General features: G+C 36.7%; 9 protein-coding genes. 3 read left to right on the top strand and 6 right to left on the bottom strand.

Annotated features, from left to right (window positions below):
* The first annotated feature begins 82 nt into the window (after nt 1-82).
* The 3 genes from IV494_RS07490 to IV494_RS07500 all read left to right on the top strand — a co-directional run bounded on the left by IV494_RS07490 (nt 83) and on the right by IV494_RS07500 (nt 5,890).
* Nucleotides 83-1,432, top strand: coding sequence for a cytochrome P450 (locus IV494_RS07490; protein ID WP_196079547.1), 1,350 nt, complete (start codon nt 83-85; stop codon nt 1,430-1,432).
* 112 nt (nt 1,433-1,544) lie between these two features.
* Nucleotides 1,545-5,561, top strand: a complete 4,017-nt coding sequence (locus IV494_RS07495) for an AAA domain-containing protein (protein ID WP_196079548.1) — start codon at nt 1,545-1,547, stop codon at nt 5,559-5,561.
* Nucleotides 5,558-5,890 carry a HopJ type III effector protein gene (locus IV494_RS07500; RefSeq protein ID WP_196079549.1) on the top strand — a complete coding sequence of 111 codons (333 nt, stop codon included), beginning with the start codon at nt 5,558-5,560 and terminating at the stop codon, nt 5,888-5,890. The genes IV494_RS07495 and IV494_RS07500 overlap by 4 nt, the downstream gene beginning before the upstream one ends.
* 364 nt (nt 5,891-6,254) lie before the next feature.
* Here the strand turns inward: IV494_RS07500 and IV494_RS07505 are convergent, their stop codons facing one another.
* From IV494_RS07505 to IV494_RS07530, 6 genes are all read right to left on the bottom strand, one after another.
* A complete protein-coding gene (locus tag IV494_RS07505) occupies nt 6,255-7,442 on the bottom strand; it encodes a DUF1501 domain-containing protein (protein WP_196079550.1) in 1,188 nt (395 codons plus the stop codon).
* A gap of 38 nt (nt 7,443-7,480) precedes the next feature.
* A complete protein-coding gene (locus IV494_RS07510; protein WP_196079551.1) occupies nt 7,481-8,857 on the bottom strand; it encodes a DUF1800 domain-containing protein in 1,377 nt (458 codons plus the stop codon).
* 287 nt (nt 8,858-9,144) lie between these two features.
* Entirely contained in the window at nt 9,145-10,134 is a 990-nt protein-coding gene (locus IV494_RS07515) for an NAD(P)H-dependent flavin oxidoreductase (protein ID WP_230380016.1), read from the bottom strand.
* A gap of 114 nt (nt 10,135-10,248) precedes the next feature.
* Nucleotides 10,249-10,590, bottom strand: coding sequence for a hypothetical protein (locus IV494_RS07520; RefSeq protein ID WP_196079552.1), 342 nt, complete (start codon nt 10,588-10,590; stop codon nt 10,249-10,251).
* Nucleotides 10,591-10,625: 35 nt separating this feature from the next.
* Nucleotides 10,626-12,011 carry an ankyrin repeat domain-containing protein gene (locus IV494_RS07525; protein ID WP_196079553.1) on the bottom strand — a complete coding sequence of 462 codons (1,386 nt, stop codon included), beginning with the start codon at nt 12,009-12,011 and terminating at the stop codon, nt 10,626-10,628.
* 80 nt (nt 12,012-12,091) lie between these two features.
* Nucleotides 12,092-12,805 (bottom strand): hypothetical protein, encoded by a 714-nt coding sequence (locus IV494_RS07530; protein ID WP_196079554.1) that lies wholly within the window; start codon nt 12,803-12,805, stop codon nt 12,092-12,094.
* Nucleotides 12,806-12,985: the final 180 nt, after the last annotated feature.

Genomic DNA, 12,985 nt, shown 5'->3' on the forward strand with positions numbered 1-12,985 from the left:
AAAACAGGATTTATATTAGGTGGCAATGTTCAAATATACTTAATATTTTCCCGTAATTTCGCTACAAATACAAAACAGAACTGTGTACAATTATCCACCAAAAGTTAGCGAAAAAAGTATCTGGAAAACTTTACTGAAGTTAAACAGCGATCCAATCGCCATTATTTCTCAAAATTTTCAGGAACTCGGAAATACATACACCTTGAGTTCTTTTTTAGTGAAAAAGCGATTTGTCTTTAGCCGCGATCCCGAACTGTTTGATTATGTGTTGCGAAAAAATCAAAAAAACTATGAGAAATCTGCCATTCAAACGCATGTTTTGGGCAAGTATTTGGGTAAAGGTTTACTAACGAATACAGGAAAAGATTGGTTGAAACAACGCCGGCTCATTCAACCCAATTTCAGCAATAAAAATATAGAACTGCTGCATCAAACGATGGTGGACGAAATAAACGCCGTGATTGAAGATCAGATCAAAAATGAAACGATCGATCTTTATAAGATGACCAATACGCTCACTTTTAATATCATCGCGAAAACGTTATTCGGAAATTCTATCGATTATAATCAGATCCTGAGAATTTCGGGTTCTATTACGGAAATCCAGAAAATGTTCATCAAAGAAGTGCGGAAACCTTATTTGATGTGGTGGTATAAAACTTCCGGACAACTAAAAAAACACCTGCAACTGTCGGAGGAAATGCGCGATGTTTTCCGGGAAATTATAGTGAAAAGGCAAAGTGAAACGGGAGAATACAACGATATTCTGCAAAATTTACTGGAGTCCAGATACGAAGACACTGGCGAACCAATGGCGATGGAACAGTTGATCGACGAGATCATCATCCTCTTCGTTGCGGGACACGAAACGTCTGCAAATACGCTGGCTTTTACCTTGTTTTTAATTGAAAATAATGACAGCGAAAAGGAATTATTAGTAAAAGAGATCAACGATCTGGGCGAAGATTTTCTCTCATTGAAAACACTTTTTGGGAATTCTAAAACCATGACGATCATTAAAGAATCACTGCGACTTTTTCCTCCCGCGTGGATCATCGACAGAGTGGCTTTGGAAGATGATACTTATAAAGGCTTCTCCTGGGAAAAAGGCACGATCGTAGAATTTTTGCTTTATGATATGCACAGAAATCCGGTTTTTTGGGAGCAACCGAATTCTTTTCTTCCGGAAAGATTTAACGAAAGTGACATCAAAAGCAAACCTTATTTTCCATTCGGAAGTGGCGCAAGACACTGTATCGGCGAACATTTTGCCTACATGGAAATGATTTTATTTTTACGATTGTTCTATAAAAAATACCACCTGGAACTGCAGACGAAAGAAATGAAAACTATCGCTTTAATAACCTTGCGACCGGTGGAATTAAGAGGAAAGATCATTTTAAATTCTGTGGATAATAAAATTGATGAGTAAAAAGTGACGAAGGAAGTGCATTAAAATAAAGTTTGCTGCAAAATATTAACTTCATTGCATTCCAGTTAAAATTTCCTACTTTTAATCCACAACAATTTTCCTACAAAATCCAATGCTCAATATATCCCCAGAAATCTTCGAAGCTTTTCAAAATAAACTGAAAACCGGAAACCGTCGCGGCGTTCACCTCAATGCCATTCCCGGGAATTCTCGGTATAAGTTGGATCTCGCACAGCTTTCGGAAATTCATAAAAGTTTACCCGAACATTTTATTGTAGATCTTTTAACGCAGAAAAATGTTTCTTTTAAATTTTCGATCCACGATCAAATTGTGGAGGAAGATTCCGCTGATTCATCACGCAGGACGCTTTCTTTTGAAGTAGATAAGGAGGAAACGGAAGCAATTGAAAATGAAGAAAATCCTGCATCGGCTGCACTTTCAAAAGACGAAACAAAAGATAAGAACAAGGAAAAACTATCGCGAAGTTTAGAAAATCTCATCTTTCAGAATGAAGTGATTTATTCCGAAAAAGGGGTAAATTCTTTAGGATTTGGTTTTCCGATATTGATCCGGAAAGACGTTTCCGATGGGCAAATTTCGGCTTCTCCCCTTTTGATCTGGTCCATTAACATCAAGCCGACGAACGAAATGAATACGTGGGAAATCAGTCGTGCGGAAGATGATCCCATTTATCTGAATGAAGTTCTCATCAACCATTTTCAAAGTGATTCCGGTGTTGTCTTAGACCAGCTTTCAGAAGAAATGCTGTCGGATGGAAAGATCGATAAACCCGAGCTTTTCAATATTTGCGAAACCATTTTAAGTCAGCTGAAAGTCACGCAGAATCTGGATTTCATCATGAATAATTATGCTGAAATTCCGGCCATTAAAACGAAAGCGATTTATGAAACGTTGCTGCCGAAGAAAGGCGACGCTTTCATTATAAAATCCGGAATCTTTTCCATTTTTGAAGTTCAGAAACAAAATATTATTAATGATTATGAGGTTTTAAAAAGCAGCTTTAAACCTTTAGAGGATCCGGCAAAACTCCCTTTTCAATCCATCACTTCCATCGAAACCGATCCTTCGCAACAGGGAATTCTGGAAGCGCTGAAATCTCAAAATAAAATTTTGATTCAAGGTCCGCCCGGAACCGGGAAAAGCCAGACTTTGACGGCGGTTTTGGTGAACGCTTTAGAAAATAAACAAAAAACGATCGTGGTTTGCGAGAAACAAACTGCTCTGGAAGTTCTCTACAACGCACTTCATAAAATGGGTTACGCCAGATATTGCACGATGATCAAAGACAGTATTTCCGATCGTAAACTGGTCGTAAATTCTGTACGAAATCTGATAGATCCCGCAGACTTTAAAAAACCCATGCAACTGTATTCTGAACAATCCTTAAACGATCAAATCGCGGAAATAACAGGTCATCAAAATAACGTGAACGCTGTTCATCATTTATTGAATACAGAATTGTTGCCGGAAAAAAACTGGTCGGAAATTGTGGGAAATCTACTGGAATTTAAAGATTCTCAGGAAACGCTGGATCTTCAGGATTCCATTTTTTCATTTTCAAAAGAAGAGTTTACTGAGATTGAAACTTTGCTGAATGAAGGAGAATCGATTTATAGAGAATACGAACCTTTCATTGAATCCTCTTTTCTGAACACGGAAAAATTAGTCCAGGAAAATTTTCTCAGCAGTTTGCAAAATTTAGATCAATCTTTCCGGGGCTATCAAAAATCTTGGGAGGAAATCCAAAACTTGATTCGCGATTTTGAACCCATTTATATTGAAAAGAAAAAACAAGAGTTTGGGCAGAATTTGCAGAAACTGACCTCGTTAATTAATGAAACAGAAATTATGACTTCCACTTTAAATTCAAGTTCAGATGAGTTTTTACCGGAAGTCACGGATGGTTTCTTCTATAAATTGGGCGCTTTATTTTCCTCCACGAAAAAAAGGAAAATTCAGAATCAAAAAAGATTAACCGCCATTTCTTCCTCCATTAAAGAGATCAGTTTAAATCCACTTTTTCCTACTATTGAGATTTCCGGAAATCTTTGGAATAATAAAAATGAGATCCTCAATTATCGGCAAAAAACGGAATCGGCGCAAACAGAATTCTCTTCCAATATCGAAGTTAATTATGAGTCGTTGGATTTCCTGAATCTTTTTGACCCAGCTATTTCGGGGCGAGAAACGGAAACGATTTCACAAAAAATTCAGAATTTAAAAAAGGCTATTTTGAATGACCGTTGGATCAACAATACTGATTTTGGAAATATCTATCTGCAAACTAAAGAACGGTTAAATAGGGTTTTCTCGAAATATTCAGCACTTCGCAATGATTCTTCGAATCCTTTATTGGCGGAATACAACTGGTTTTCATTTCATCAAAATTTGTCGGTTTTCCAGAAAGGTTTGTTGGAGAAATTATATCCACTTCAAAACTGGAAATCATCTTTTCTTTCCGCATATTTTTCTCTTTTGCTGAAATATCACAGCGATGAGAAACTCAATTTCAATGAGCAGCAATATGCAGAAATCATTAAAAAATTAAAAATATTCGGTTTTACTCAGAAAAGTTTCATTGAACAATTCTGGAATACTGCGCAACAGGAAGCCGTGAAAAATTTCGAGAAAGACAATAAAGATATCACGGTCGCAAATCTTTACAATAAACGCAGCAGCATCAATCACACCCGACTAACTTTGCGACAAATTGCCCAAAAAGACACCGATCTTTTCACGACTTTTTTCCCTATCATTTTGACGACGCCGGATGTTTGCAGCAATCTTTTTCAGAATAAAAATCTATACTTCGATTACGTTGTTTTTGATGAAGCGAGTCAGTTGAAACTGGAAGATAATCTGCCGGCTTTACTGAAAGGAAAAAATATTATCATCGCGGGAGACGAACATCAAATGCCGCCGTCGAATTATTTCAGTAAAGTTTTTGACGGTTCTACCGATGATGAATATGAATTAGAGGGCGAAAACGAAATCATCACCTACAAAAACGCCATGCTTAATATCGAATCTTTGCTGGATTTCGCCATGGAAAATAATTTTGAGAAGAACCATCTCGATTTTCATTATCGGTCCAGACATCCTTATCTGATTGATTTTTCTAACCATGCTTTTTATAATTCAAGATTAAAACCGCTTCCGGCGCAAACTGAAAATAAACCAATTGAATTTTTTCAGGTTAATGGTATTTTCAATGATCATATCAACACAGAAGAAGCGGATAAAGTGCTTGAAATTTTGGCAACGATTGAACCTGATAAAGAGGGAAAATATCCTTCCGTAGGTATTGCGACTTTTAATATTACACAACGAAATTATATCAAACGAAAGATCGTTCATCAGATTAATCTGCCGGAAAACGAACTTTTCAAAGAGAAAATTCAAGGTTTGGAAGAAGCTGGGCTTTTTATAAAAAATCTGGAAAATATTCAAGGAGACGAAAGAGATATCATCATTATTTCTACCACGTACGGACGAAAACCGAGCGGGAAATTTGTGCAAAGTTTTGGTCCGGTGAATCATTCCAAAGGCTATAAATTATTGAATGTGATTATTACGCGAGCGAAAGAGAAAATCTACATCTGCAATTCGATTCCCGAAGAGTTTTTTATGAACTATAAAGATGCGATCGAACAGGAAGGCGCCAATAATAGAAAGGCGGTTTTCTATGCGTATCTGGCTTATTGCAAAGCGGTGAGTGATCAAAATGAAACGCAAAGAAATGAAGTTCTAAATGTTCTGGATATTTACGGACATAAAGCTTCCACAGAAAAAGATGCCGAAACGACTTCGTTTATCAACCAGATCGAGGAGCATTTAAAAGAGAAATTTCCTGAATTAAAAATTTCTAAAAACCATCATTTTGGCGGTTATATTTTAGATCTGCTTATCGAAAAAGCTGATCACCGCTCCATTATTGTGGAATGCATGAGTAAGGAAAAGTATGATGGCGAGTTGGGTTATCTGGAAGATCTTCATAAGGCAAAAATCCTGCAGAATTCGGGGTTTGAATATGTGCGGATCTGGAGTCAGAATTGCTGGCAAAACTTAGATGCGGAAATGCAAAAAATAGTAAAAAAATTAGGATGATCTTAGACCAGTTAAAAAACAAACCAGAAGATATCGATTTCAAAGAAGTCATTGCTTACATCGATGAAAATTACGATTTCGCCCCAACAAAGTTCAAAAACGGGAATATTATAAATGAAGCGAACGAAAATAATGGTTCCTGTAAAATTTTCAGTTTTGCGAAGTTGAATCATTTATCAAAAGAGGAAACTTTATTTCTTTTTGGAGCTTTTTACAGAGAAGATGTTTTGGGAAATCCTGAGGGAATTGATCATCAAAATATCCGGAACTTTATGGAATTTGGGTGGGAAGGAATTTCGTTTGAAGGTGACGCTTTGAGAAAAAAGTAGTTATTAACCTTGTCAAGGTTTTCTCATATCTTTTGCAGCCCGACTTTAACGGAGCTCTTTTTGTGGAACGAAGAGAAACAAAAAAGCGAGAGTGGAAGGTCTCGTCATTTAAGACGAGATTGCCCAAATAAATTTTATTATTAAGAACATTACACGAATACGCTTTGGCAAAATTATTGCAAATAAATCTTCAAATAAAAATAAACAATATGAGATCTTCCCTATTTAAAAAAGTCCTGATCTGGGTTGCGCCACTTGCAATCGGTTATGTAATGAAAAAATTACAAAGTAAAAAACAGGCTACTCTTCCCACTAGAAAAGCTTAAAACACAAAACCTCATCTTAAAATGAGGTTTTTTTTATTTTAAACAAAATCATAAATTCCGTTTTTCCAGCCGAGGATTTTTGAGGAGTCTGCATTAAGCCAGTTTTTCAAAACAGTTGCATAGACTTTCCGGAAATCTTCGGTGTAAATTAAATCGCCATCGTTGAGTTTTTCCAGATCAGGCAATTGATTAAGAATTCCTTTCTTTTTTAAGCCGCCGGAAACAAAAAACATTTGATTCGCCGTTCCGTGATCCGTTCCTTTGCTCGCATTTTGAGAAACCCGTCTTCCAAATTCGGAAAAAGTCATGAGCAAAGTATCCTTGTATCTTCCGGAGGATTTCAAATCTTCCACAAAAGCTTTCACGGCATCATTAATTTCGGTAAAAAGTTGCGCCTGTCTCTGATTCTGATTCACGTGCGTATCAAAACTTCCCACAGAAAGATAATAAACTTTCGTATTAATATCAGAATTAATGAGCGAGGCAATATTTTTAAAATCCTTTCCCAGCGCAGTATTTGGATAAACTGCAGTGCTCGCTTTTGCTTTGCTTTTCTCGAAAATATAACCCGCATTATTGATCGTCGAACCCATGGTTTGGTACAAATATTCTACGGTTTCATCTTCGTGATGATGGTTTTCATAGAGCGATTTAAAATATTTTTCCTGCGAAGTCTGATTCAGTCTTTTCGGATCTTTGAAGGCAAAAGCTTTTTTCTCTTTCCCCTTTAAAGCCAAACTCAACATGTCATCAATTTCCAGCGCTTGAGTTGGATGATCGCAGTTGTAGCAGGCTTCATCTAAATATCTTCCGACCCAACCTGTGTTTAAAAACTCATCGCTTTTGCTCGCAGATTGCCAAATATCCATGCTTCTGAAATGCGATTTGTCAGGATTTGGATATCCTACATTATTTAAAACTGCCAGTTCTCCATTATCAAAAAGTTCTTTAAAATAACTCAAACTCGGATTAATTCCTGCTTCATCGGTTAATTTTAAAGCATCTTTGATGGAGATCATTTCTCTCTCCCGAAAGTAAATATCATTTCGCGTCGGTATAATCGTATTGAGTCCGTCGTTTCCACCGCTTAATTGCAGCACGACCAAAATTCTGTTTTCTTTATCTAATGCTTCCGGAAAAGTCATTGATTTAAGGAAATTTGGCACCATCAACGAAGCAGTTGCCAAAGAAGATATCGTTAGAAATTCACGTCTTTTGATTAACATATTTTTAAAATTAGCAGTGAGTAATTAGTGAAGAGCAATTAACAAAGTTGAAATTCAGGAGTTGACATCGTGTTGATGATTCTTTGTTTGACCGACGATTCTGAGAATTGCTGTACCGTTTTTTCATCGAGCGACGATTTATTTTGAAGCAGATAATCACTTATGTTTTTATTTTTAAAAGCTTCTTCAACCAGATTCCAGTCGATCGTAATCGTTGGATTTTTAAAACTGGCGTACGTATTTTGAGCATTTTTCAAACCCATTTCAATGTCATCATCTGATTTTGGTTTGAATTCCAAAGGTCTCAAACCCGACCAGATCTGCGGAATTTGCAAACGCAACATCAAAGTAGAACTGTCGATCCAGGAATTTCCTGAAGGCCAACCAGCGACATTTGGCGGATAAAGCAGCATTTGTCCCAATAATTTCTGATAAACAATTAAGTTTTCAGGTTTCGCAATTTCCATGGGTAGAATACGCATTATTCCCGCCATGAGTTCAACGGGAGATTTTATTTTGGCTCCGATATTTTCTTCGCTATAGAACCATTTCGCAGTAAAAATCTCCGTCATTAATTTTTTAATATCATATTTGGAATCATAGAACTGATCGCTCAAATGCTCAATAATACTGGGATTTGGTTTTTCATTCACAAAGAATCTGTAAATTTTTGTCACGATGAATTTTGAAGTTGCTTTCTGATCTAAAATTATATTTAGAATATCATTTCCATCAAAATTGCCTGTTTTTCCAAGGAAAGTTTTAGTACCAAAATCATGTTGTTTTGGTCTTTCAAAAAAACTTCCGTCGGCTTGAAAACTCCAGCCTGTAAAAGCTCGGGCGCCTTCTTTGATATCTTTTTCGGTGTAGTTTCCACGTCCCAAAGTAAAAAGTTCCATGACTTCCCGCGCAAAATTTTCGTTCGGATGGTCTTTTTTATTCTGTTGATTATTGAGGAACTGCAACATCGAAGGACTTTGCGAGACGGCCTTTAATAAATCTCCAAAATTACCCAGTGATTTTTCACGGATGGTATTTAAAAGCTGCAGATTAAATTTAGAACTTACGACTCTGGTTGCGAAGTGACCATTCCAGAAAAAAGCCATCTTTTCGCGAAGCTGATCTTCAGACTGAACCATGAAGTTTAAAAATTTGAGATTGATCTCAATATTTTCTCTGCGGTTTCTTTTCTGAATTTCTTTCTTTCCATCTGCATCTAATTTTGAAACTTTTTGATAGTCCAGATTCTCCGGAACTTCTTTTAATGCAAGAGGTTGAAAAGTATAGGACGCCGATAATTTCTTCCAGATATCGGTGAGAGGAAGCTGTTCTAAATCTTTGGTTTGAGATAGGTTAAAACCAAAACCTGCGCGTAAAAGCAGATGTTTATTTTTCTGAAGTTGGGAAACGCTCATGGAGATATTTGCACCTTTGATGTAAAGATTTGCAAATGGTTAAAATGAGGAGGGAGTTTTGTTTGAGTTTATATTTCCCGAGATTACGCGGATTGCGCAGATTTTTTAGGTTTTGGCTAAAGCCAATGCGATTAACTTAATGAAAAAACGGGCTAAAGCCCGTTCCTATTGATATTTCAATTCTTTTGGAAATTTAATTTTTATATTTTTAAAATATTAATCTGGGGAATCTTTAGAGTTTGAGAAACACGTTTCTCTTTGTAGATTCTGAGGATGCTGATTATTCTTTATAATTCCATTACTGAAGCGTCCCGAAACTCTTTTAATAAATTTTCAAAGACTTTCTCTACTGGTAATATTTCGTGAATCAAAGCAGAAACCTGCCCGATCTCGAGTTCACCTTCTTCCAGATCGCCTTCGAACATTCCGCGTTTTGCTCTGGCTCTTCCGAGGGTTTCTTTTAAAACTTCGGCGTCTCTGCCTTGATCGTAGAGTTTTTCCAGATCGTGGAAGAATTTATTTTTCACCATACGAACGGGTGCTAATTCTTTCAATGTTAAATGTGTGTCGCCTTCATTGAGACTAATGAGTTTATTTTTCCAGTTTTCGTGTGAACTTGCTTCAACCGTTGCGGCAAAGCGGGAACCGACCTGAACGCCATCTGCGCCGAGGATCATTGCTGCTTTCATTTGCGAACCTAAAGCAATTCCACCGGCGGCGATCAAAGGTTTTGAAATATGTTGTTTTACGTTGGGAATTAAACAGAAAGTGGTTGTTTCATCACGTCCGTTATGACCGCCTGCTTCAAAACCTTCTGCAACAATAGCGTCAACTCCCGCGTCTTCACATTTCATGGCAAATTTGGTGGAGGAAACGACGTGAGCGACTTTTATTCCTTCCTTTTGTAGAGTTTCGGTGTAGGCTTTCGGACTGCCTGCAGAAGTGAAAACAATTTTCACTTTTTCTTCGAGAATAATATTGATGATTTCTTCTAAGTTGGGATAAAGCAAAGCGATATTAACGCCGAAAGGTTTGTCGGTTGCGGCTTTGCATTTCTGTATATTTTCGCGCAAAATATCGGGATACATACTTGCAGAACCGATCAAACCTAAACCACCGTTATTGGACACGGCAGAAGCTAAACGCCAACCGGAATGCCAAATCATTCCACCCTGAATGATGGGATATTTGACCTGAAATAATTGCGTGATCCTGTTTTGGTTCTCATTCATCTCCTTCAGTTTTTTCGCAGCGCCGAAATCTATAAAATTACTCATGGGGTAAATTTAATTATTTCGAGGACAAAGAAAAAATCTTCCGGTGAAATTTTAGAATTAAAGGTAGTTTGCAAGGAATATTTTGTGTTAAATCTTGTAGGTTACTAAGAAAAATTATTCTTTAACAATTCTGTAATCACCGAATTTGCCGTTCCAGTTTTCACCATAAGTTGTGAATTCCATGTATAGAATTTGACCGTCGGTAACATCAATTACGTAACCTAAACCTTCTTTTAAACCTTTAATCTTGATATTTTCGCCGCCGCTAAATAAGGCGTTGATATCTTCAAAATTAAGTTCTTCTTCCGTATTTGTATATTCAAAATTCACCGTCATTCCGACTTTAGTGATCTCTCTGTCTTTCACTTTCAAAAAGTTTAGATGAGATTTCAAAGAAGGATATTTTTGGATTAAACCGTTTAAAAGCGTTGTTTCAAGATCGTTTATTTGTTCCATTTTTTGGATGTATTTTTACTTTTGCAGATGTTATTTTAATTTCGTAGCAAATTTAAAGCGCCCTTATCACCAGTTCTTTCAGCAGTTTCTTCGGCATAATTAAGGGCGGTTTTACCGAAAAAATCACGGCCTTCATTTTTAGCGCCTGAATCTAAAAGAAGCTTCACGATTTCGGGTAAATTATATTGAGCAGCTTTCATTAGAGGTGTGCCTTTATCATTATTTGCTTTGTTTACGTCTGCTCCATTTTTAATGAGCAGTTTAACAATATCATAACTTTTTTCAGACAATACCGCTTTTAAAAGCACGGTATCGCCGGTCGAATCTGTAATTGAGACATCTGCGCCATTGTCGATCAGGAGCTGAATCATTTGCAAATTTACATCGAAAGCCGCGACACTGATCGGACTGACTCCGCCAAAACCTTCGCTTCTTCTGTTGATCAAAGCGCCATTTTTAAGGAGGAAATTTACTTTATTTAAGCTTTTGCTGCTTACTGCTTCTATCAATGCATTTCTGCCATAACCATTTTTTATATTTACTTTCGCACCTGCGTTAATTAGAAGTTTCAGGAGTTCGATATCGTCCGAATCATTTCCAGCAGCATAACATAAAGCGTTATTTCCATTTTCATCTTCCTGGTTGATGTTGACTTTTTTCGCAAGTATTTTTTTAACACTGATGAGATCATTTCTCTGGGCGGCAAGCATCAAGGGTGAAGTTCTATATTTAGAATTCACGATGCTTACATCTGCGCCGGAATCGATGAGTAAATGAATTGTTTCCGGCTTAATGCTCTCTTCATCCATCGCCTCCAACAAAACGGTTGTTCCTGTTTCAGAAGAGCTTGTATTTAAATCGGCGCCCGAATGTATCATTTTCGCAGCTACCTCATTCCATCCATACGTTATGGCCCACTGTAATGCCGATGTTCCACTTTCATCGAGTCCTGTGTTTTTAACATCCGCATTATTTTGCAGTAAAAATTTCGCCATCTCTTCACATCGGTTTGCACAGGCTATAAACAGGGCGGAATGTCCTGCAGCATTTATGGCATTGATATCTGCTTTTTTACTTAAAAGAAGCTTTACCATTTTTACATTATTTTGAAAAGCAGCATGCATCAGCAAAGTCCAGTCTTCGTTTGAAACGTCAGAAGCACTTTTTTGTCTACCACCTCGAAAATATCCCGAAGTAATTCCATTTGCATCTTCGCCAGCTTCGAGCAATTTCCGAACAAGGTTTATTTGATCCTTTTTAACTGCTTCTACTATTTCTTTTGAGGCTGTTTTTTTTGGAGAAAATGTTTTGGTAATTTCTTTTGCAGGTGCGAGTTCAACGACTTCCTTTTTTTCGGAACAGGAAATAACGCTTAGAAGAGCGAGTCCAAAAATTAAAAATATTTTTACCGGATTTTTCATGATGACATTAATATAATGTTTGTCCTATTCTTTGATTTCGTAAAATAAGATCTAAAAAATTTAGTTTTTCCTTATCTTTTTTATTCAAAATTAACCAGTTGGTCATTTGGCAAATCATATTCGTATAATTTGTTTCCATTATCTTGGTCTAAATATAACCATCTCAAGGTATTTACGCGATGTTCAAAAACAATCGCGATCCCAATTACCGTATATTTTTTACCGTCTCTTGTTTGTTCTTCGATGGAATATTCTAATTGTTGTTTCTTTGAAACGGCATCTTTTATCATGACATTTTTGGTGTTTGCAATGTAATATTCCACGATCAAATACAGTTTATCTAAATAATCTTTACTGAAGCTTTCTTCAGCTGACCAGTAGTATTTGAGTTTCTTTCGATAATTTTTTCGGAAGAGAGAAACTTTACCGTCTTTCAGCTTTTTTACAGAAATGACCCACTCCGCAAGCTCAGGAGTTTCGCCATCACCGGAAATGTAAATGGTATCTTTTTTCCAGGTGATTTCTATGAGGTCACCTTTCAGTAAAGTTCGGTCCTCATTTTTATCATTGATGAAAGAGAAGTCTGACTGATCTTTTTTAGCGTTCAACAACATGTAATCTCCATCATCATTGTAGTCAACAAAACTCAAAATATCCTTCTGTATGATCAACGGCTCTTTTTTTTCGACAGCTACAACCGTTTTTGATTCTTTTTCCGAGGAAACTGGTATTTTTTCAGCCGGTTTTGCACAGGATAAAAAGATGGTAAGTAAAAAGAGTTGCAATATTCTCAATATCGTGGTTTTTAATTTTGACGTGATCGTTAAAGGATAAATATATAAAAATTTTGTTGCTTCAAAACTTTAATTTTTCCTTCTGGAAGAAACAATCTTTATATTATAGCCCTGATTGAAGCGGCATCCTTTTTTGAGGAGGAACGACGAGAAAAAGATAGAGCGGAAAGCAGGTTAATA

It is taken from the genome of Kaistella gelatinilytica, assembly GCF_015679325.1.
Classification (GTDB): Bacteria; Bacteroidota; Bacteroidia; order Flavobacteriales; family Weeksellaceae; genus Kaistella; species Kaistella gelatinilytica.